This is a genomic window from Arthrobacter glycogeni (assembly GCF_054511155.1).
On record NZ_JBTNDE010000008.1, the window covers coordinates 120695 to 144100 of the forward strand.

A 23406-nucleotide genomic window follows, 5' to 3' on the forward strand; every position below is an offset into this window, starting at 1 on the left:
CCTTCACTGAAGACATCTGTTAGGCGGGCATAAGACAAGGTGACCGAACCAGGCCGACTGGGGTCAATGAATTCGGTCTCGAGAGGTTACGTCCCGCTGGGTGGTGGGGTTTCCTCGACACCGTGCGTTCAGTACTTTTGATTACGCTGCAGTGAGCTCGGGAAGCAAACCTGTCTCCTCGACCGGCGTGGTGGCGGGTGTGTTCATGGTGGTGAGTTCGGCCATGGAGGCCTCGGAGAGGTAGCGGCGGTCGCCGGCTTCCCATTCGTCGTGCTGTTCGACGAGGACCGCTTCGGCGAGCCGTAGACGCGCCGCGGGGTTGGGGAGAACACCGACGACGTCGATGCGTCGTTTGATCTCTTTGTTGACGTTCCATCGGGTTTGTGGACCAGGTTTGACGCCAGTGTCGGGTAGGGAATCCGGCGGACGCGAGCACGTCGTCCCGGGTGTCGTTGACCGTCGCGGCGACCTCGGGATGAGATTTGGTGAGCATCCGGGTGACTTCGTCGAATTGGGTGTTCACCTGCGCGGTGTCGGGTTGGGAGAAAGCGGTTCGGACGATCGAGGCGACCATTTCCTGGGAGCCCTTCGGCACGGTGGAGAGCACGTTGCGCATGAAGTGCACCTGGCAGCGCTGCCACGCGGCGCCCTCAAAATCGGTGCCGATGGCTTTCTTAAGCCCGCTGTGGGCATCGGAGATGGCGAGCTTGACCCCGCCCAGGCCACGAGCCTTCAGGGACCGCAGGAACGCCGTCCAGAAGCCCTCGTTTTCGCTGTCGCCGACGTCGAAGTCGGGGACTTCGCGCCGCCCGCCGGCGGGGACCCCGAAAGCGACCACGATGGCCTGGAACACCACCCGGTGCCCGACCCAGGCCTTGCAGTAGGTGGCGTCGAGGAACACATACGGGTATGGAAGCGCCAAGAGGTCCCGGTCCCGGAACGCACCGACTTCATGATCGAGGTCCTCGCAGATCCTGGACACCTCGGACTTCGAAATTCCGGTATCCGCGCCGAGGGCCTTGACCAGGTCATCGACCTTGCGGGTGGAAACACCGTGCAGGTAGGGCTTCCATCACGTCCGCGTAAAGGACCTAATCGACCCGGCGGCGCTCCAGCAGCGCGGGAAAGAACGAACCCGCCCGCAGCTTTGAAATCTTCAGATTCAGGCCCCCCGCGGTGGTTGTCAACGTCCGGGCCCGAGACCCGTTTCGCTGAGTCGTGCGCGTCTCGGAGCGTTCGAACGGGCTGGCACCGATGAACGCGGTAGCCTCCCCTTTGATCACCTGCTGATACAGGGCCTCGGTTGCGGTCCGAATCCGATCCGGCACGTCGGTGAGCTTCAATTGTCCAAGCAGGTCAAGCAGGTCAAGCAGGTCAGACTGGTCTAGAGCCATCGCGTGTTTTGTGTCTTCCTGTGAGTGACTTTGATCGGTACTGACCAACAATCGCGCGATGGCTCACCACGTCGCGTACGCAACGCTCAACAGCAGAAAACTACACTGGTTGGGTCCCCGTGTAGGTGATAGGGGTCCCGTCTATTCCACCGGTTTTATGTGAAAAGGAGCGGATTGTGGATGTCGTTCCAGAGTACTTCGTAGGGCATCTGGGCTCATATAGCCGGTGTAGCTGTGCCGGCGTTTACCGTTGTAGAAATCGATCCAGCCGTTCATGGCGGTCACTAATTCGATGACGGTCTGCCAGTTCCGTTTCCGGTCCAGCAACTCGGTCTGCATGCGTGCCCAGAAAGTTTCCATGGCGGCATTGTCGTAGCAATCTCCCACGCTCCCGAGTGAAGCGGTGAGTTCGAACTGGCGCAGGTTTTCGCTGAATCCCCAGGAGGTGAAGTTCGTGCCGTGATCCGAATGCATGATCGTGGCTCCGGCGCGTTCACGACTGTGGTGGGCATGACTGACTGCCCGGCTTACCAGCGCTGTGTCATTAATCGTTGAGAACGAACGGCCCACAGCTGTCCGGGCGAAGCAATCGAGTACGACGCAGCAATAGACCGTTCCTTCCCGGCTCGGATGCTCGGTGACGTCTGTGAGCCACAGCCTGTTTGGTCCATCGGAGGTGAAGACCCTCTTGACCAGATCCGCATCGGTTCGTTTATCTGCCAGCGGGTTACGAAAGGCCCTGACGCGCGGAACCCCGGTAATACGTTGCTCGCGCATGAGAGCTTTGATGAGTTTGCGGTTGACGATCATTTCGTACTCATCGAGCAGTTCGGCACGGATTCGGCGCCACCCGTAGGTCCCGCCGGACTGCCCATGGATCATCACGACATGGTCGGCCACGATGCGTCGTCTGATGACCCGGATCGAGAGCTCACAGCGAAGGTGTTTTATGTAGGTCGAACGGTTCAAGGCGATGGTGCGGCAGGCACGTCGGGCTGAGAAGCCCTGGGCGACGAGCCCGTCGACAATCGCGAACTTCCTTTTGGGGGCACCACCACTTGCTCGTCGTAGAGGGCGCTGGCGGCCTTCACGATGGCCAGTTCGTCCTCAAGCTGCCGGATCCTTTTCGCGGCCGACTGCAGATCCGGGATCTGCGTGCTAGGCGTTCCCGCAGCCAGGCCCGCATCAACCAGAGCCTGGTGCTTCCACCGGTACAACGTTCCCAAACAGATCCCAGATTCGGCATGAACGGCCAGGACTGCCTCCCCTTGCCGCATGCGCTCACTGAGTCCCCGGCGGACGGACGAAGGATAGTGAAAAGGCATTTCATGACCTCCTAGAAGTCACTATGCACCTTTCACATAAAGCCGGTCTACCAAGAGGGGCCTGGAACAACTGGACTCCTACCCGGGGACCCAACCAACAACACTCCACGTGCCGTAACCTTTCGAGAATCGGTTGCAAAGAAACACTGGACCCAGGATGAGGCGGTGTCTCAGGATCGGGGATTCCATCCGAATGGTGCGACGGTCAGGCCTGCCCCGTTTGCTTTGCAGGTGAGCCCGCCTTCTTGACTCGCCTCGGGGTGGCGACGGCTGTTGAAGCAAGCTTTGCGCAACCTTGGAAAAGAAGAAATTTCTCCTCTTACGGTATGGACCGGCATCCTACAAAAGACAAGGGCCACTAGACTCAGCGTGTAGGGTGTTCGCACATGCAAGCGTTTCCTTCGAATCGCGTGCGGCACATATCTCTGTGAGTCGCCACCGGATAAGTTTGGTTGGGTGTGTGCCTAGATCTCGTGTTGACGTGGTCGGCTAACGAAACCCTGAGAGGTAGCAGTATTCATGGATGCGGTAATGGTAGAGGGCGCCGATCGTCAATCGGGAGACAAGTCCCAGCTTGCAGCCCGGGTAATCCACGAGATGCGCGAGGTAGTGCTAGAGGTGCCTTCGATTACCGATCACATAGGTGCCGCACTTTTATCGAACAATTCGTTTTACGAATTAGACTTTCTAAGACAATTAAAAGCGATCCTTCGACCCGGGTCTCTCGTGATTGACGTAGGTGCCAATATCGGAAATCATTCGCTCTTTTTTGCTATCGAGTGTGCATGTCGTGTGATTGCGTACGAACCAGTTTCGAGCACGGCGGATATTCTCAATAGAAACATTGACCTGAACTTCTCTTACGGTCTAATCGAGCCACGTCGAATCGCATTGGGAGCGGCGGCGGGCAGCGCACGACTGAAACGTCTTCCCGAAGATAATGTCGGGGGCGCCCAACTGGTGTCGGACGGCTTCGGGTCGATACCGCTCTCATCGCTTGATCAGGAGTATTTCGATATGCCCGTAAGCCTAATTAAAATAGATGCGGAAGGCATGGATTTCGAGGTCCTAAGCGGCGGAATGGACCTAATAGAGAGAGATCGACCCCTTTTAAGTTTCGAAGCTGCAACTGGAACTGAGCGGGAGGCATTGCGTGAAATGATGCTATCTATAGGATACGCGGGGCTGGGTGTTTTTAATGCGACGCCGACCTACCTGTACGCGCCTGCCGCTTCGACGGAGGAGATTTGCCGGTTCCTACAAAAACAGGGGGAGTTGGAAATATTGAAACGAGAAGACGTCAATCTTATGAGAGCCGATATTGACCGAAACCTTAGGTACACTAATCGCTTGGTGAATAACCACATCGCTAATGAGCATCGAGCCTTATAAAAAGACTAAAACGCCGAAATTCCGGCCACCCCATATTACCATGACCCTGAGTTGGAAACAGACACATGACGAGTTCAATTTTCGAAGAATGCGACCATTCTGCGTGGAAAACATCCATTCATGATTGGGACGATTTACCCAGCTTTTTGTCTGCTGATAACTGGGCCGATGGAATCCATTCAATAGTTTTTACAGATGCACCGCATCTTGATCTGCTAGTACAAGGACTTTCAAGAATAGATCGCGATGGGCTCGCGATACCAGTATTTTTTAATGGTGCGGTGACATCAAGGGAAACAAGCAATCCTCCTTTTTTCTCGGGCATTAAAATTGCAGCCAAGGGTAGAATGCCATTCGTTACTATCTCCGATCCTTCGCTTAACCTCGATCGTTCCTTGGGACTTGCATGGTATGCGGGGAGTCGCCACACGCGGACGCAAGAAGTCATAGAGCAGGTTCTGTTGCGTCTTCACGATATGACCGGTTTAGAACTACTTCTAGTAGGCGGATCTGGAGGCGGTTTCGCCGCTTTGTACTTCGCTCACAAATTGGGTTCGAAAGTATCCGCCTTTGTATGGAATCCGCAAACTAATGTACTGGAGTATAACCAGAAATTTGTGAAGAATTATCTGAAATGGGCTATGCCTGGTTCTCAAGAGATTGACTTTGAGACGCCAAATTGGAAGGCAGCAGCATCAAGTTATTTTGGACGTAATGGCATAGAACTAGACGTCTGTGGCGAGCCGACCAGCACGCGGCCTCGTCGCCTACTCTATCTCCAGAATTCAGATGACTGGCATGTCCAATCCCATATGAAGCCCTATTTGGAACGATCGAGTTTCTCTTTCGATCAGCCCGGGCGCTATGGCGAAACTGATTACCGTCAAGTGTTGGTAGCGCAATTTGGTTCTGGCCATTCGCCTCCTGAACCGGATGTTGTATCCCTGATAGTTGAATTGCTAAGAGATCCGACGGTGACAGCAAGGTCGGTTGTTGATTCAGTTCTCAAATCCAAGATTTTGGGACCGCAAAAACGGGAAATCTTGCCAAGGGATCTGCGAGAAATCGCGCACCGAATTGAAGAATGTGTCAGCTTCGCTGTCATGCAGGATGGTCACAATTTCTCCTTGGAGGTCAACTTGGGGATTGTTCCCATTGGATACGGAGGGCTGAATTTCGAATTTTTTGCCGTGTGCGACGGTGATAAGAAGAGGTTGCGAATGGCTGAAACGACACCGACGTTTCAGTACGCAAGCGTAGAGCCAACGGCGCGAACTAATAGATTCTGTGCGATGGTCCGTGATGGGTTTGGTAACCATCTGCTGACTATAGAGTCATCAGTCAGCGCTGCCGGTCCTACTCGGCTGGTACTGCTTGGTAGCAGCGCAACCCAAGAATCGGTTGCAGGATCTGATGAAATAGACGTTATTGAATATATTACTAGAAGTTCATTAGCTAGTATGTTTCAGAAACCCTTACCTTCGATCATGGAGATGGTCCAGGATAAATCCCGAACGCATCCTGCTAACCAGTTTCAAGAAAAAATTCTGCGAAATGACATAACGAAGACTATTCCTGAACTACTCAAATCAACAGACTTCGACATGCTATTAGTGGATCTAATAGATGAGAGGATCGCCCTGCTGGACATTGATGGTTCCTATATTACCAATAGTCCGGAATTTCGCTCGATTGGTCTTGATCTTAATGGAATTAGCGAAATCGAACCCGGTAGCAAAGTCCACCTCGATCTTTTTAGGACCGGGATCGAGTCGCTAGTTGAGCTTGTCGGCGAGCGACGCATCGTTGTCAACAGGCTTTTCTGGGCTAAACGCGACTCTTCCGGCCAACACTTTCCGAATCAACGGCAGATTGACCAAAGTAATATTATTCTTTCGAAATTGTATAGCATGTTCGATAAATTTGAAGGAGTGCAATATATAGATTATCCTGATGGTCTGCTTGTCGGTGAAGAGAAGCATAAGTGGGGAGCGACTCCGTACAGGTATGGCTCGGATGTGCACGCACATTTGCTGGCTTCGATCCCGCCGTTATTGTCCAGGAGGAAATAGAAGATCAGCGGTTTTAGGGCAACCCGAAGATACTGTTGTGGCAGCGGGCTCTTCGCTGCTCTTTTGATATTCTTGATAAGGTATTGTCGGTGTCGATCTCCGTGGTGGTACCCGGTGACGGCGACAACTTCGATCTCGTTCCGCCACCGTTAGTCCGTACAGGATAATCTCTTAGGCCGACCTGGCCCGCGCTCGGCACGTCTACTTAGCACGTCGCTCGCCGCGGCAGCCTTGGCGAGGGAACCGGTGCCCAACAACGGTCAAAGTTAGTCCTTTACTTCCAGTCGTCTTGTAGCCCGGCGGCGGGATCGCCACTAGCTAAGGCCCTCTCGAGGCACGTCCGCCCCGGAGCGAAAGCCGTTTGGCGCTTTGCAGCAGTAGCTTTCGGTTCAGCCACATCGTGTCGGTGGTGCGCCTGCGTTGGTCCTTACCTTCCTAGTTGTTGAGCTCCCGTTGTCAGTCCCGTCACGGATCGATAGCTGAATGGTTTTCTGCGGTCCGGTTTGACCACAATATTGCCACCACCGCTTGGCGCCAAGCCTAAGAGGTATGATCATCGCCCTATTCAGGGTACGCGCCACGTCAGGGTTTGGACGCCGGCGACCGAAGGCAAGCTATTGAAGTCGTCCGCCGACTCCAGCAAGCCAACATCAAGAACCCCAAACCGCGCATGCGTATTCGGGCCTATTCTGACTAATGGTTCGCCTCGCTGGGGACTGGTGTGCGTTTCTGAGACTATATGGTGCCAGTGGCCAAACCGTGCCGCATGCAGAAGGTCCTCGTAGTGAGTTTCGGGTAGCGAACTATCGAACTCCGCAATCCACTTTGTGGTAACTACGCCACTTAGCGAATCGTAACCTGGGACTACGACCGTTTCGATACCGTTACGCGATGCCTTCATGATCGCCTCAGTGTCAGCTTTCAAAGCGTACACGGTTGTCGGTCTCCAGGTTTGGAGAATTATGCTGCTGATAATGTCCAAATTGAGATTTGGGGTAACAATAGAATAGTTTTGTAAGGAGGGTGCCTTAATCGGGAGTCCCGCGGTACGCATCATAAGCGTTAACGCATGCTCGGCGAGGTGAGCGCGGGTGACCGCACGTAACTGCTTCCAGACAGCTGCTAGACGGGCTTGTTCGTCGTTCATCCATTGCCCGAGCAGCTCAGTCCACTTTTCGGTGGAATCGGTAGCGATGATACCTGGAATTTGCTCGTTTATTCCTCGACCTTTTCCACTGAGAACTAGGCCTCCACTGGCTGCAACCTCCACAATACGTCTGGAAAACATGGTGGGCGAGTCGGATGCCGAATTGACGTTAATACTTACAGGATGGGCTTTGTAAACTTTTAGAACTTCATCATAAGGCACGCCTGGCTTGACGTAAGCGGACAAACCATCCGGAAAACGGTAGGGTGAATTAGGAACATTAACCTGACGATCATAAATTGTTAGCCCAAACGGCTTGGCCGCCTCGAAAATTCGATCAAGTTCTTCTGATCGGTCTGCAAACCTAGGCCCATAATAGGTCCCCGCGTAGGAAACTGTGTGTTCGTAGGCTCTTTCGGAAGGGAGAGGGTTATGCAGAAGTGGTTCTGCATAAAACGAAATCGAAGACGCCGTTAGGGTCTTGGAATCTTCTTGAGCGAGATAGTTGCCGACCATATCTCCATCAGTCGTAAAAACATGTGCGATATTCGCAGCGGTATGGGAAAAAGCTTTAAAGTGAACCGGATCCTCTTTATTCCAAAATATCACGGGAATATTTCGCATTTGAGCGACTGCCAGTATTTTTTCTAAGTCATGATCATGACCCGCGTAGTACGCCACCCCGCGACGCCACTCATTATTCGGACCCTCCCAGGCAGACTCTACGAATATGACGTCCAGATTGCCAATGGCTACCTCAACATATCCACTGGCCCGGGACAGTGGCACAGTGTTGAAAGATTGTGAGACCGTGCGTGCCGTAAATTCGTCTGCAATTAGGCCGACCCGGAGGTCACGCAATTCACGATCTTCTGTATCCTTCAGGTATTGAAGATGAGTGTCCGTCATTTTTTGAACCTGGGCAGGAAAGGCTGCTCCGTTCTCTATATGGTCTGAATTTTCTACCACGTACTTGTCAATGTACGTATCGCTGTGATCTGGGAAGCAGGGGGCTGCATCACATAGAAACGGGATCCCAAGTCTCCTAGCAGCGATAATTGCTGGTAAAGCAACCCAATAATCTCGTTGTGATCGTATATATTCCGGTCGATGAACCCTTGCCTCTCGCACGATCGCATCGGCGCTAGCGATAATAAACTTGTCTATTCTAAGTGCTAATACGTTTTTGAGAGGCATCAGTGTATATTGGAGATTGCCAATAAGAGTAACGCTACGTGATGAAACTCCTAGGTCATATCCATTGCCCAAGAATGACGGGGCGGTTGTACTGATGAGACGAACGTTGGCATCTTCATTCTGGAGCTTTTCCGTCACCGTGGGACTCACCACGTAGAGGGAGACCCCGTGGGCGGCCAAGTAGGCAGCCCCCCTGGACCGGGATGGTACCGACAATTCTCCGTCGACGATGGCCTTCCTCGCAATCCTCGAGTGGATGCCAATCGACAAATAGCTGGGCAAAGCGCCTACCAGATCGGAATGGGTCTCGAGTATCTCGTCGATCTGGGCTTCATCGCCGTCTCGGAGTAGGACTGTGAGCCATCGCCCCAGATGCGCCGGGGTTGGGCTCTTGGCAAACGAGTCCTCCAACTGCTGAGAGGTGATGGATACTGGTGGTCTAAAACTCTGGGAAGAAGGTACGGTCCCGAGTAACTGAAGCCATACCTTTCCAACTTCGCCCAAGTCATATTTACCTGCGCTTGAAGTGGCCCGTTCCGAGGCTTCACTATATGACTGAGAGTCGGCATTGACTTTTTGGATGTATTCAGCAGCACGCTCGGTTGAATCGTGGATCCAGTCTGCCTCGAATATTTCACCGGCTCCATCACGATTCCAGACAACGGGCACCGCACCCGATGCCATGCCCTCCACCGGAGCGAGATGGAAGGTCTCCCGCGTGCTGGGCGAGAGCACCCATCCGATTTTGCGAAACCATCTACCCATATCGGGAGCAAATGATTCGAAGGCAACCCGCCGGCGAAGATCAGGGTTGAACGCTAGACGTTCATAAAACGCTTCGTACGCGTCGCGAACATAATCTTCCTTCCACATCCAGCCATAGTCCCACGGGACCCGGCCGCGCACATGTAAGGTGTATCGGTTGTCCTGCTGAAGTAGGTTTTCCAGCAGATCTAGAGCGCGATCGGGCCTTTTCAGAATCGGTACTATACCGGCGATGCCTAAATGGAAACGAGAATCTGTGAGTTTGGTCCGATTGAAGTCGGAAACATCCACCATGTTGGGAATTACCATTGTTTTTTCTATAGGCCAATTGAGTTTTTCGACAACCATTTGACGATAAAACTCAGAGACGAAAATGACCATATCAATGTTTCCAATGTTGATATCACGAATCCAGTCTGAGTGCAGTTCATAACCGTGAAACCTCACGATCAGGGATTGGCCTGGCTGTTTTGCCCAGGAGTATCGTACAGCATTATGGGAAGCAAATTCACAGAAAATTACGTCTGCCCATAGGTTTAGCCGTGCACTAACTGCCTCGTTGTGGATGTTTTGTTTTTCCCAGTGGTCGACTCTTAACAATATTTCTCGACGATTCGCCAAAAGCTCGAACAACTCACCGGCAAATTTAAAATCATGCCCAACAAAAAGTAGTTTTATGGATTCGCCATTTGTTGATTTAAGCGGGTGATTTGAGATCAGTCGACCCAGTTCATTAGCTAATTGAACGGCTGCGTTAGCATTTTCCCCATTACTATTTTCATGAGCAGTCATGGCGTGGGGGAGTATTAGTGTTTTGGATGTAGCGGCGGGGAAATGGGACTCAAACGTGGATCGAGCTTCTTCATTCGGAAAAACTAACCTGCGACATTTTTCCACTATAGGCTCTATTGCCGATTTTGCCTGAGTCATTTCCTCTAAAGCCATATACCCGAATACCGGATACAGACGATCAAGCAAGGAGGTGTTTGCCAAAGCAAATGAAGTGGTGGATAGGTCAGTTAAAACGGCTGATGCGTCGAAAGTATCAGCTAGAACAGACAAGTGCCAGGCTGCATATCGCGGCAGTAAAAACCCATCTAAGTTTTGGTGACTTCTAACCGATGGATAAACAGCATGTAGGTTGCCACAATCTGCAATTGATCTCCTGAGATCTTCGTGCATGGTCGCCACGGGAAGGACCAAGATAACAAACTGATTTTCAGAGGCGATGCTACGGACGAATCGGATCAAACCTTCGGTCGAGTCAGTCAACAGACGAAGGTCGGCATCAGCATAGACCACTACTCGATGGTTTGCGGTCTCCATCATGATAAGTTGTTTAATTGTCATGTCGAACTGTCGATTTGATGAGACGTAGGCGGGGTTAGAAGAAAGCTCGTAAGAGGGTTCGACCAGAGCGATCTTCGACGATAAGCCGGGGAACCTGAGCTGCAATGCTTTTCTTGCTTCGGTATTATGAACTATTATCTGTCTCGCTACCGTCAAGGCTCTTTCAAAAGACGGTCTGACCTTTTTGGTCGATTTAGTGTGCAGTTCGACGTCCTGATTTGAGAGAATGCCCCACATGCGCTTGGAAACTTTATCGTTCCCAGAAAATGATATAGAAAGAGATAATCCTTGGGAGACTACGATTGGTTCTTCGAATTTTTCGGCTTCTAAAAAAACTTTCCAGGCTAATTCTTTAGCTCCCATAGTAGTGTTTTTTGTCTCCCAAAAAGCGACATTGGAAAACGTTTCGAGGATTTTATTTTGGGAGTCTCGATTGAAATGGCCTGGAGCCATTACTAGTACCGGCTGACCCGAAGTCGCGAGTATTCCTATGATTTGGGAGCCTACCCCGTCTAACATATCCGGTGAAACGGATTCGTCAGCGCAATAGATAAACTGCGTCTTTCCCATTGATTTATTCTCCGTCATATTCTTGCTTATGGCGCCCGAATTGTTGAGCCAGTTCGTATATTTTTCGTCTTCGAGGGCTCTCTGGGAGTACGTCAAAGAACTCTTCAGAAGGGAAAATCACTGTACCAATATTACGGATACTTTGTGTGTACGTTTGCTCTTCTTGCCCATTTTCTACAAAAACGACGGGTACGTTCTTTTTTCTACTCCAGGGAAGAATCCGCCTTAATTCATCGATCATTGTGCCCCCGGCGCTAGTTTCGCTTCCAAACCAAGGTCCATCAGCAAACGCGGATCGGTGAATTATTATCAGATTAGGCTGACCGGCGTCGATCGATTCCACCAGAGTCGATGGGAAAAGTGGCAGGACCAAATAGTAGGTTTGAAGTTCGTCGAGAAATAGATCGTGCACAATCGCAGCTACCCGCAACTTCGGATGAAATGTATTATGGCAGTGGTAATCTATGGCGAGCATATCTTTTAGCTTTAGGTCGCCTTGGTTTGGTGGAGGGGGGGTGGAAGATCGTCCCCTAGATGCGAGCAGTGATGTGATGGCACCAAGGTCGAGATCGGGGTCGATCGTTCGGTCGTTAGTTTTCATCTAGCCTTCCTTATCCCCGACACTAGAATTAGCCGGAACGGATCCCCTAGTTCTTTAGGCGTACAATCCCCCAATAAGTCTAGGGGATCCCCAGCTGGCCCGGCGGTTGAGCCGAGAAGGGCATGACTGGACGCCTGTTTCTGCGGTTCAGTGACGCGCAGACCGAGGCATTCGGACACGTCCAGTTCAGGTTGTTGCCTTTCTGACCTGTTGCTTGGGGCTATCTGGGCTGAGCGCCGTTTCCGGATCGTCTGCCTCTGGCGATTGTGAGAACTCGCTTATCCTCGTACCGCAGTCAAATAGCTGAGCGATGGCGGCCACGGATCGTTCTGCAGCTCGGCCATCCCCATAAGGGTTCACCGCATTGGCCATTTCGCTAAACGCATTGGCGTCGTTCAGAAGTCTCAAGACCTCGAATACGATTCGATCCTCGTCGGTCCCTATGAGACGGACGGTTCCCGCGTCTACGGCTTCAGGCCTCTCGGTGTTTTCCCTCATCACTAGGACGGGTTTCCCCAGGCTTGGAGCCTCTTCCTGGACTCCGCCGGAGTCGGTCAACACGATGTGCGCCAGGGAGAGTAGCCGGGTGAATTCGCCGTAGGCCAAGGGTTCCGTCACAACCACATTGGACTTGCCCTCCAAAGCAGGAAGGACCGCCTCTCTTACTGCAGGGTTCTTGTGAACTGGGAGTACAATCACCAATCCGGGCTCGGACTCAGCAATGCGGGCTATCGCACGTCCAACACCCCTCATGGCTTCACCCTGATTCTCACGGCGATGTGTGGTGACCAGCAGGATGTTCCGGCCGGACAGAGCTACCTTTTCCAGTTGGGGGTCAGCGAAGGGAACCTGTTTCTTGACGGTTTCAAGGAGGGCATCGATCACGGTATTGCCGGTGACGACGATGTCCGTAATCGGAATGTTTTCTGCTAACAGGTTTTCGCGACTGGTCGAGGTGGGCGCCAAATGCAAGCTTGCAATCTGGGAAGTAATCTTCCGGTTCGCCTCCTCGGGGAACGGGGAGAAAAGGTTACCGGAACGGAGACCTGCCTCGACATGCACGACGGGTATGCCGTGGTAGAAAGCGGCAATAGCTGCCGCCGTAGATGTGGTCGTGTCTCCCTGAACTATTACGGCATCAGGCTTTGACTTTGCGAACAATTGATCAAGACCATCGATCGTCTTGGTCATGATCGAAGTGAGGGTCTGCCTCTGCTGGATGATGTTCAGATCATGGTCGGGGCTTATGCCGAATAGCTCGTTCACTTGATCCAACATCGCTCGATGCTGGCCTGTGACAGTCACTACACAGTCAAAAAGCTCAGATTCATCCAGTGCCTTGACAATTGGCGCCATTTTGATGGCTTCCGGCCGGGTTCCATATATTGGCATGATGACAGGCAAGTTTTCCCCTGATTCTGTGAGATTGGTTCGGTAACAGCCTAGCTCAGCAGAAGGAGCGCCGTGATGAGTACCGGAACGGTTATTGCCACTGTGGCGGCTAAAACAACGGCGATTAATCTCTTTCGGCGGTGACTCAATGACCGCGAACGGAGGGTCATTGAAGACGTGGATCGAGTCGCGGAGTTTGCCCGCTGGCTGCGGTCCATGTGTTGGTTGGGAGTTCGGTCAGGTCCCAAATGGCGCGCGGCCGGGAGGCCGGGGTCGGTTGAAGCACTCACGCTTTACCTCCAATACGCCAGGCGCAGATGACGAACGCCGCCTCTACTATAGTTCGCGCAGTACTTGGTGCGATTGTTTGGCGCAGACCTTGTTTCAACTGAAGGCGCTGTACCTAACCTACCGGCTGAAGTTATGACAGGTAGTTTTGAAGTATGAATCTCACAGTTGCTGATCTCAGCGAGTCAGGCTTGTTGGCACGTATTTTTCCTCGCCTACCACCCGCCGAAGCTGCCGTCGTCGGACCGGGGGACGACGCAGCCGTTTTAGAGGCGGCGGATGGGCGGGTGGTAATTTCCATAGATACGATCGTAGAGAATTTGGACTTTAGGTTGGTTCGCGCAAACGGGCACGTGACTTCCGGTTTCGACGTGGGGTGGAAGGCCGCAGCGCAAAATCTGAGCGACATTAGCGCTATGGGGGCTAGAGCTACATCCCTTGTCGTCAGCCTGACATTGCCAAGCCAGACTGAAGTGAAGTGGGTGGAGGACCTCGCCGATGGTATGACTGCTGCGATTCGGCAACTTGGCGCTGACGGTTGTGGGGTTGTAGGGGGAGATTTAAGTGGAGGACGTGACTTAGCGGTCGCGATTGCCGTGACTGGGACGCTCGAAACGCGCGACCCGGTTCTGAGGTCCGGCGCTAGGCCTGGCGACGTCGTCACTTTAGCCGGAACCGTGGGGCGGGCGGCAGCCGGATTGTCTCTGATGGAATCAAACTTCGAATCGACTTTTCTATCGCCCGGCCTTCTCCAACTCGTCGACGCGCAGCGCCGCCCCCGGCCACCTTTAGCTGCTGGACCCGCCGCAGCACTAGCCGGGGCCAGCTCGATGCTGGATCTTTCGGATGGGCTAATCAAGGATGCAGGGCGAATTGCTGCAGCTAGTTCTGTGGCCATCAGCCTTAGCCTCGACGCCGCTACGCGGCTGGCAGCGCCGTTGCGAGAGGCTTCAACACTGCTGCAGATGGATCCGTTGGAGTGGGTGCTTTCAGGGGGAGAGGATTATGGGCTCCTTGCAACCTTCCCTTCACGATGCGATGTACCGGAAAGCTTTCATGCCATAGGGAGGGTCGTCGAAGGTGCCCCGAGCGTCACTGTAGGTTCCAGAGATAGGGCCACCGGTGGGTGGGATCACTTTGCAGGCTGACACGCGAACCTGTTGAGGTCAATCGTCAGGTGCTGCTCTGCATGCGCAGGTTTGAATCAGCTTTGGGTCATTTTTGACGAATGAACCAACTTATGGCTGAAACTACGGGTAACTTCAGGATAACCGGGAATCTATCCATGGTGTCGGTCGTTGGGGCTGGCTTATGCGGAGGTCAGCCTTTTGTCTTTCTTCACTCATGCTCGTCGTCTGGTAGCTACAACAACTGCATTCCTCTTGGTGGTGCCATTCCTCGCAGTCGGGTCGGCGAATGCCGTCCTCCCGCTGGAGAACGTCGCACCAACTGCGTCAGACCCCTTCTTCGACGTCAGCAGCGATAACCAGTTTTATGATGAGATCGGTTGGCTCGCAACCGAGGCAATCTCAACTGGCTACTCGGACGGCTCTTTTCGCCCAATTCAGCCGGTGAATCGTGACGCGATGGCGGCCTTTATGTACCGCCTTGCAGGCAAACCGGCCTACACTCCGCCAGCGGCGTCGCCGTTTAGCGACGTTACTTCCCAAACGCAGTTCTATAAAGAGATCAGCTGGCTGGCATCCAAAGGAATTTCAACGGGATACGCCGACAAAACATTTCGACCTGTACAGCCGGTGAACCGCGATGCGATGGCAGCTTTCATGTACCGCCTTGCAGGCAAACCGGCCTACACTCCGCCAGCGGCGTCGCCGTTTAGCGACGTTACTTCCCAGACGCAGTTCTATAAGGAGATCAGCTGGCTGGCCTCCAAAGGAATTTCAACGGGTTACGCCGACAAGACCTTCCGACCGGTCCAGCCGGTGAATCGTGATGCGATGGCTGCGTTCATGTATCGCTACGCCGGCAGCCCGGCTGTCGCGGACACCCCAGTTCCCTCGGTTTCCGGGGTGTCGGCTTACGCCGGAACGCCCACCAGCGTGACCCTCCGATGGACCAATCCTACGTCGAGCGTCTACACCGGCGTGATGATCCGGCGGGCTACGGGCACCGTCGCGCCGGCCTCCGCTACTGACGGAACAGCCGTCAGCGATGTTCCGGTTCCCAAAACTACCGTGACCAACACTGGGCTCCAAGCATCGACGACGTACTCCTACTCCTATTTTGCCCATGACCAGCAGGGGCGATTCTCCATTGCAGCCAAAGCAACAGTCACGACGCCAGGTGAAGCTACGGCAGGGGGCCCGAGCCTCAGCAATCAAAGGACCGCTCTGCGGGATAAAATCGCGGCCGCGAAAATCCTGTATGTCGATTCTCGACCGTTCATTTCTGCTTTGGCCCGCGCCGACGGCCTAATTGTCAAGAACGCGGTAGCGAACGGTAGCGCGAGCCTGGATAAGGCAGGCGTCTTGGTAACCGCGGCGACCACGCAGGCCGCTATGACAGCGGCCGCACAGGCAGTCGATACGGAAAGCCTGCGAGCTGCGACCGTCAAGACCAGCGCATCACAACTGAAGATCCTCAAGGATCTTCGGGCGGTCCAGCAAGGGGTTGCGGGGACGACACTGGCTGATCTGAAGGCTGGCCGAATTACCGCGTCTGTTTACCAGACAACAAAAGTCCGGGCTGAGGCATTCACCACCCTCCTGGCCGCAGACGGCGCTGCCCAGCGGGACGCCATCGGGAAGGTCGTTTCCGCGGCTAAACTGCAGTCGCCGGGTTGGCGCGACGAGCTCGAAGGCCGCACCGGCACTATTCCAGCGGCTTCAGGGTGGGTGGGTTTCTTTGGTGGGTGCGCCCTCCCAGTAGCTGAATCGAAGTTCGCTCCAAAGCTGCCCTCCAGCGGTCCAGGAGTAGTCACCACCAATCAAATGATCACGAATGCTAACTCGCGGGCACAATCCGATCCCGCCATAGAGGCGATCCATGGACAAATGATCCGGGGAGCAGCCAACCAAGCCGCAGACGTGCTCACCATCGATCAGTTGCGCAGTAGCCTCTCGACACGAGTTTCGCGGCTCGGATATGGCTGGCTACAAGCGGGCGACACCAAATCGCGTGATGCGTTGCGCTCAGATACCAGACGGATCCTCGAAAGTGGCCCGGAGTCGATGAACACGTTGACAGCTTCGCATCTTCTGATGGCAGCGGGTACAGCGAACGACTGGGCACCGGTTGCAGGAATGGAAGAAACAGTGTTGGTGCGCTGGCTCGGTCCACAGACCTGTCTGCAAGCCGACCGGGAAAACTTCGTTGATGCAGCAACGAATATCGCGGCGATCCACAACACGGCTACCTTCGTCGCGGCTGCGGTTTACCTGGAAAAGTCACCTGTGCAGGCAGCCGCCCTGGCTAAGGAGTCACTCATCTCCATCCAACCCGCTCTCGCAATGGTTACCGCTGACGGCGGAACCCAGGAGGGGCCCGGGTACTGGACTTATGAAAGCCGAGCCTTCGCCACCTTGTATTCAACGCTTCCGAACGTTTACTCAACCAGCCCAATAGCGATGCCCTCACTGGTCAAGACCGCAGACTACGCGATGAATAGCACGGGATCCGACGGGTTGCCGACGCCGTTCGCGGATGCATTGCCGAATGCTCTGAGCCCTCTCATGCCCGGCTGGGTTTCTTTCATTACCAAAGACGCTGGGGTAGCCGCATGGGTATGGAAAGAGTTGCAGGCTAAGCCGGACTCGCAATTGATGTGGTGGTGGGCCCAGCCAGGCCAGCTTCCGGCGAAGAAGTCGTCAGTGTATCCAAAGACCGGGTTCGCTGCCCTCCACCTTCCAAGCGGTCCAGCAGCTGGTACGGCAACGTTGAAGGGCGGAGAGAACACCACGGCTCATTCTCATCTTGACCTGGGTGCGGTGTCATTCTTCCGGAAGGGGGTCCAGTGGTCTATCGATCCAGGGACCGAGCTGAACAATCCGACCGGTTACTACAGCGCAGACACCCGCTTTGATTTCTGGAAGCCAGGCACTTCAGCGCACTCCACCCTGTTGTTGGGTCAGGCAAATCAGCCGATTGGTGCGAAGGGCGCTACGAAGCTACTGTCTTCGTCGTCGGCATCGGTAGATATGCTCCAGGCCTTGCCCGGGACTTCATCGGCAATCCGAACAGTGACGCACAACTCCACCAGCATGGTGATCACCGATGTCGTAAAAGCAAGTTCTGGTAAGGCGCTGACCTGGCAATGGGTGACCGACGCGGCCGTCACGCTCGACACCAGCCGCAATATCGCAATCTTGAAGAAGAATGGGCAGCAGATCGCAATTAGTTTCGGCGGGGTTCCGTCCGGATCGAAGCTGACCGCAGTGACCGCGCCAGGCAAAGGACCCGACGGGAAGGTACTCACGGTGATCAAATTGACTATGGTCAACGTGTCCAGCCTGAATCTGACTGCTACGGCAAAGTAGGCCTAAAGCCGCTGGCCAGCTGCTGCGGAATGGTGGCCGGGGAAAGGATTGTTTTCGATTCGCCACCATTCCGTCGCTCGCTACTCTCCCTAAAGAGCGCACTGCGGTAGGCTCGGTATGTGCCGGATTGCCCGGCGTGACCGCAGCGCCGCAGTCACCCGCCAACGTGGGATGGGATCACTTTGCAGACAAAGATCACCGCTAACGCAGCTGCGTTGAAGCGATGGTTGAGCAAGGCCGAAGAGTCCCTGGGCAACCACAGCGACCGGCTCAACGCCATCAACATCTTCCCGGTGGCCGACGGCGATACCGGCACCAACCTGTACCTCACCGTCTGTGCCGCCTCCCAGGCGGCCTCCGCGGCCGACACCACCGACCTTGGCGTCCTCCTCAACATCGCCGGCCAGGCCGCCATGGAAGACGCACGCGGCAATTCCGGCACCCTCTTCGCCGTGTTCCTCGCAGCAGTGGCCGAACCGCTGCACCATCACACCCGCCTCTCGGGCCCCCTCCTCGCCACGGCATTGCAGCGAGCCCAGATCCGCAGCTGGTCAGCACTCAGCGACCCCGTCCCCGGGACCATGTTGTCAGTGCTCGAGGCAACAGCCCGCGGCGCGGCCATGGCCGACAGCGCCCAGAACGGCGATGACAGCAACCATGCCCTCGCCGTTACCCTCCAGGCCGCCGTCGAAGCCGCCCTGGAAGCCGTGATCCAGACCGAAAGCCAACTCGGCGTTCTCACCAAGGCGAAGGTCGTAGATGCCGGGGGAGTGGGCTTCCTGCTCATCCTTGATGCGCTCCGTGCAGCGTCCCTCGGGGAAGAGTTGCAGGACGAGCTTCTCGACGGACTCCACGGGTACGACATCCAGGCACCCCACATCCACAACGGCGGCGACGCCGAGGGTGTCGAAGTCATGTGCACCATCAACCTCAGCCCCCTCGACGCCGCAACCCTACGGCTCCACCTGGACGAGCTCGGCGATTCGGTCATCATGAGCGCCGTCACCGAGGTCGCCGAAGGCTACCGCTGGCGTGTCCACGTCCACGTGCCCACTCCCGAACCGGCGTTGAAACTCATCCAGGAAGCCGGCCATCCGACCAACGTGTCAGTGACCCAGCTGGCATCACCACGCTCACCACAGCTCAGCGAAGCCCAAGAGGCCAGTGGATAATAACAACACGACGGAACTCAACGTCCCCCTTGACGGGCTGATCGGGCCCAGGGCGGCCAAGCGCTTTGCGGAACACCTCAACCTTCATACCATTGGCCATCTCCTCAACCATGTCCCGCGCGCCTATTTCAAGCGCGGCGAGCTGACTCCTGTCAGCAGCGTTCCGCTGGGCGAGGACGTTACCCTGATCGCCCGGGTGCAGTCCGCCAACAAGAGGAAAATGCAGACTCGCAAGGGTTTCCTGTGCGAGGTGATCATTACCGACGACGACGGCGGACGCCTGGGGAGTCTTAGCCTCACGTTTTTCAACGGGCACAATGCTCACCGGGACCTGGTCCCCGGCGCGCACGCCATGTTTTATGGCAAGGTCACCGCGTATAAAGGGCGATTGACGCTCACCAACCCCGGGTACTCCCTGCTGGACGAGGACGAGATGGTGGATCCGGCGCTCCTCGAAGAGCCCATACCGGTGTACCCGGCGGCGGCGAAGGTGGAAAGCAAAGAGATCCAGAAGGCTGTCGGGTCGCTGCTCGATAGTCTGGTGCATTCCCAACTCAATGATCCGGTGCCGCCTGAAATCTCTCGCCGCGACAAGCTGATGAACGTCACTCAAGCCTATGAACTGATCCACAGGCCGCACGTCCTCGAAGATACCTACCGTGCCAAACACCGGTTGCGCTACCAGGAGGCGCTCGTACTCCAGACCGCACTGGCCCGACGTCGGGCGCTGACCGCGCAGGAGGAGGCGACGTCGCGTCCGCTACTGCCAGGCGGCCTGCTGGAACAGTTCGACTCGCAGTTGCCCTTCACTCTGACCGATGGACAAAAGACAGTGGGGGAGACGCTGGCCGATGAGCTGGCTGCGTCCCGTCCGATGCATCGGCTGTTGCAGGGCGAGGTGGGCTCGGGAAAGACGTTGGTAGCGTTGCGGGGGATGCTGCAGGTGATCGATTCCGGTGGACAGGCTGCGCTGTTGGCACCCACTGAGGTGTTGGCTGCTCAACATTTGCAGTCGATCACCCGAACCCTGGGACCGCTCGCGATGGGCGGGATGCTGGGCGGTGCAGCCGATGGCACCAAGGTGGTGCTGCTGACGGGTTCCATGAGCACTGGGCAACGCAAGCAGGCAATGCTTGATGCGGCGACGGGGGAAGCCGGCATTGTAATCGGCACGCATGCGCTGTTGTCGGACAATGTGAGCTTTTTCGATCTGGGGCTCATCGTGGTCGACGAGCAGCATCGGTTCGGCGTCGAGCAGCGGGATGTGCTGCGATCCAAGGCGACCAACTCGCCGCACGTGCTGGTGATGACAGCGACGCCGATTCCCCGAACCGTTGCCATGACGGTGTTTGGCGATCTCGACGTGTCGACGTTGACCGAGTTGCCGGCGGGTAGGGCGCCGATCACCACCCATGAGGTGGGTTTGACCGAGAATCCGGGGTGGATTCAGCGGATTTGGGCGCGGGCGCGTGAGGAGATTGACGCCGGCCGCCAGGTGTATGTGGTGTGTCCCAAGATCGGCGACCAGGAAGAGGATTCGACGGCACTGGAGCTCTACTCGCCGGAGACGGTGTCGGCGCCCCGGTCGGCGCAGCAGGAGCTCACCTCGGTGAGTGAACTGTTCGAGACTCTTCAGGAGTTACCTGTTCTTGCGGGTGTGTCGATCGGGTTGTTGCATGGGCGGCTGGATCCCGCCGAGAAGACCGCCACGATGGCACGGTTCAACGACGGAAGTGTGCAGCTGTTGGTATCCACCACAGTGATTGAGGTTGGTGTGGATGTTGCCAATGCCACGATGATGGTGATCATGGACGCGGATCGGTTCGGTATCTCGCAGTTGCATCAGCTGCGGGGCCGGGTGGGTCGTGGCGGGCATCCGGGGACTTGTCTGTTGGTGACGCAGTTGGAACCGGATCATCCCAGTAGGGAGAGGTTGGCAGCGGTTGCGTCGACCACCGACGGGTTCGAGCTGTCGCAGAAGGATCTCGAGCTGAGGCGTGAAGGCAACATTCTTGGGGCGTCGCAGTCTGGTGGACGGTCGTCGTTGCACTTTTTGCGGGTGATTCAGGATGCGAAAATTATCGAGCGGGCGCGCGAGGATGCGCAGCAGATTGTGGCGGACGATCTGGATCTGGTTGATCATCCGGAGCTGGCTGAGGCGTTGGAAATCTATTTGGATCCCGTGAAGGAAGCGTATTTGGAGCGAGGCTAGATAAATCGGACAAGATTCTAAATTCAGCTGTTTTACTGGCGGGATGCCTGTATGGTCTGAACAAAAGCTCGAAATCGGTCTCATCGTCGCCCCGTCCGGTTGTGCCGGTGGTGGCGATTCTTCGGTGGGGGTCACACATTGGTTCACTCGGCTTCTCGTGGCATTGCAGCGCTTGTAGGCACTGTTCTTCTCCTTACCGCCGTTGGCGTTCCCGCTCGTGGGACCGATACAACTGGGTCTAATCCCGCGGTGTCTATTCCGACCACGGTGAGTGGTTGCGGTTCGCCGCGGGTGGCGCCGCTCATGGATGTTGTGATTCCCGACGGCGATCCTGGTGCTGTCACGGTCAGCCCCGACGGGTCGCGAGTCTATGTTTCGCTCACGAACCTTGGTGATCCTGGGAGCGGGGTCATCTCCGTTCTGGATTCTGAGACCCTCGAAGAAGTCGCAGCGATGCAAGTACCCGGGCATTACCCCTACGCGGGCAAGGTACATATGAATCCGGCCGGGACGAAAGGATACTTGGCGACCAATACCGGCACTGTCCAGGTCTTCGATGCGGCAACCAACACGATGACGACGTCCATTCCGAAACTTTCGCTCACGGCAATCGCCTTCAGCCCCGATGAGTCAAGGGTCTATATTACGGGCCGCAACCATTCAATAACCGTGGTCGACGCGCTCACCGATACGGTAATCGATGAGTGGATATACGACGATAATATCTATGGCAACTTCCGGGATATAGAGATCGATCCGACAAGCTCATTGGCCTATGTCGGTGATGTTCGGTGGGACTCCGTTTTCGTAGTCGACCTCAAATCAGGTTCGATCATCGATGACATCCCAGTGGGAGGGCCAGTGAGAAGCCTCACCCTCACCAAGGATGGCAAATCCCTTTATGTAGTCAATAACTATAATCAGCGAAGTGTCATCGTGAACACGGTAACCCGGTCTATCGAATCCAGTTTTTATCTTGAAACTGGCAATCTTCTGCTGAGTGAATCGGAGGATCGCGCCTACGTTTCAGACGTGACACAGAACCGTGTGAGCGTCATCGATCTCACTACCAACGCGTTGATCTGCTCGCATACACTTCTTCCAGCTCACACCAATTACCCAGGGGACATCGCACTTAGTCCTGACGGCAAGAGAATATATGTTGCCCAAGATAGCTCTGCCGATAAACGGATCACAGTCCTCTCTATCGCTGACGAGCGGAACGTGACCTTCAGGGACGTCAACAGCCGAATGCAGTTCGATCGTGAAATCCGATGGCTTGCCAACGCCGGCATCACCACCGGCCACGACGACGGCACGTACCGCCCACTGGAACCAGTCCGCCGGGATGCTATGGCGGCATTCCTCTATCGGTTCCACGGATCGCCTGATTTCACTCCGCCGTCAGCGTCGCCGTTTATAGACCTGCGAACGACTGACAAGTTCTATAAAGAGATCACCTGGCTGGTAAGCATGGGAATAGCCGAAGGCTGGCCCGATCGCACCTTTCGCCCGCTCACACCGGTGAATCGAGACGCGATGGCAGCCTTCATGTTTCGGACGGTCGATCATGCGAACTTCGCGCCGCCGGCAACTAGTCCCTACACCGATGTGAAGAAGACCGATCAGTTCTACCCGGAAATGGCCTTTATGTCCTCATCAGGGGTCACGACAGGTTGGCCGGATGGAACATTTCGCCCCGTTCAGCCAGTGAATCGAGATGCGATGGCCGCTTTCTTGTTCAGGCTCAACCCTCTTGCTTCATCACTGGATAGGTAACACGCTTCACCAGGAGAGTGAGCAAAGAGTTCCACGCCGCCAGCATCTCGTCATCGCTCACCTTGACCACTTCGCTGGATCGAAGGGACAGCCGGTGCTTGAGAGCTGTGGAGGAGCAGTCGGACTGCTCCTGCACATTGGTCTTTTTACTGGTTTGTTCGAAGGTGTGTTCGATAGAATTGGTGTATGGCAATCACCCAGTTCGAGCGGCCGACTGATACTCCTCGGTATTTGGCGTGGTTGAACATGGAGCT

12 protein-coding genes and 1 pseudogene are annotated in these 23406 nt (G+C 55.3%); 7 read left to right on the forward strand and 6 right to left on the reverse strand.

Translation table 11 applies throughout. From position 1 onward, the window contains the following. Positions 1 to 141: 141 nt before the first annotated feature. The 3 genes and pseudogenes from ACX80O_RS07585 to ACX80O_RS07595 form a co-directional block, all read right to left on the reverse strand. Positions 142 to 1394 (reverse strand): annotated as a pseudogene (locus tag ACX80O_RS07585) (IS256 family transposase). Between the two features lie 141 nt (positions 1395 to 1535). Next, complete coding sequence (locus ACX80O_RS07590) at positions 1536 to 2423, reverse strand: IS3 family transposase (RefSeq protein ID WP_459333061.1); 888 nt, start codon at positions 2421 to 2423, stop codon at positions 1536 to 1538. Next, the gene (locus tag ACX80O_RS07595; protein WP_459333052.1) at positions 2360 to 2719 is read right to left on the reverse strand and encodes a transposase; all 360 of its coding nucleotides are present in this window, start codon (positions 2717 to 2719) and stop codon (positions 2360 to 2362) included. Before ACX80O_RS07595 ends, ACX80O_RS07590 begins: the two co-directional genes overlap by 64 nt. 519 nt (positions 2720 to 3238) lie before the next feature. Between ACX80O_RS07595 and ACX80O_RS07600 the strand changes: the two genes are divergently transcribed. Continuing rightward, positions 3239 to 4111 carry an FkbM family methyltransferase gene (locus tag ACX80O_RS07600; RefSeq protein ID WP_459333053.1) on the forward strand — a complete coding sequence of 291 codons (873 nt, stop codon included), beginning with the start codon at positions 3239 to 3241 and terminating at the stop codon, positions 4109 to 4111. 65 nt (positions 4112 to 4176) lie between these two features. Then, a complete protein-coding gene (locus ACX80O_RS07605) occupies positions 4177 to 6183 on the forward strand; it encodes a DUF6270 domain-containing protein (RefSeq protein ID WP_459333054.1) in 2007 nt (668 codons plus the stop codon). A gap of 565 nt (positions 6184 to 6748) precedes the next feature. On the opposite strand, the gene ACX80O_RS07610 is transcribed toward ACX80O_RS07605, so the two are convergent. From ACX80O_RS07610 to wecB, 3 genes are all read right to left on the reverse strand, one after another. Beyond that, positions 6749 to 11212: a glycosyltransferase family protein gene (locus tag ACX80O_RS07610; protein WP_459333055.1), complete on the reverse strand. Its 4464-nt coding sequence runs from the start codon at positions 11210 to 11212 to the stop codon at positions 6749 to 6751. 4 nt (positions 11213 to 11216) lie between these two features. Beyond that, positions 11217 to 11813, reverse strand: coding sequence for a hypothetical protein (locus ACX80O_RS07615; RefSeq protein WP_459306679.1), 597 nt, complete (start codon positions 11811 to 11813; stop codon positions 11217 to 11219). A gap of 186 nt (positions 11814 to 11999) precedes the next feature. After that, positions 12000 to 13205 carry a non-hydrolyzing UDP-N-acetylglucosamine 2-epimerase gene (gene wecB / locus ACX80O_RS07620; RefSeq protein WP_459306677.1) on the reverse strand — a complete coding sequence of 402 codons (1206 nt, stop codon included), beginning with the start codon at positions 13203 to 13205 and terminating at the stop codon, positions 12000 to 12002. 443 nt (positions 13206 to 13648) lie between these two features. Here wecB and thiL point away from each other — a divergent pair, with 443 nt between their 5' ends. The 5 genes from thiL to ACX80O_RS07645 all read left to right on the forward strand — a co-directional run bounded on the left by thiL (position 13649) and on the right by ACX80O_RS07645 (position 23152). Next, positions 13649 to 14641 carry a thiamine-phosphate kinase gene (gene thiL, locus ACX80O_RS07625; protein ID WP_459306675.1) on the forward strand — a complete coding sequence of 331 codons (993 nt, stop codon included), beginning with the start codon at positions 13649 to 13651 and terminating at the stop codon, positions 14639 to 14641. A 180-nt stretch (positions 14642 to 14821) separates the two neighbouring features. After that, positions 14822 to 17989, forward strand: a complete 3168-nt coding sequence (locus ACX80O_RS07630; protein WP_459333056.1) for an S-layer homology domain-containing protein — start codon at positions 14822 to 14824, stop codon at positions 17987 to 17989. 215 nt (positions 17990 to 18204) lie between these two features. Further along, on the forward strand, positions 18205 to 19161 hold the full coding sequence (locus ACX80O_RS07635) for a DAK2 domain-containing protein (protein ID WP_459333062.1): 957 nt from the start codon (positions 18205 to 18207) through the stop codon (positions 19159 to 19161). Then, entirely contained in the window at positions 19154 to 21373 is a 2220-nt protein-coding gene (locus ACX80O_RS07640; RefSeq protein WP_459333057.1) for an ATP-dependent DNA helicase RecG, read from the forward strand. Before ACX80O_RS07635 ends, ACX80O_RS07640 begins: the two co-directional genes overlap by 8 nt. A gap of 249 nt (positions 21374 to 21622) precedes the next feature. Then, entirely contained in the window at positions 21623 to 23152 is a 1530-nt protein-coding gene (locus tag ACX80O_RS07645; protein ID WP_459333058.1) for an S-layer homology domain-containing protein, read from the forward strand. Positions 23153 to 23406: the final 254 nt, after the last annotated feature.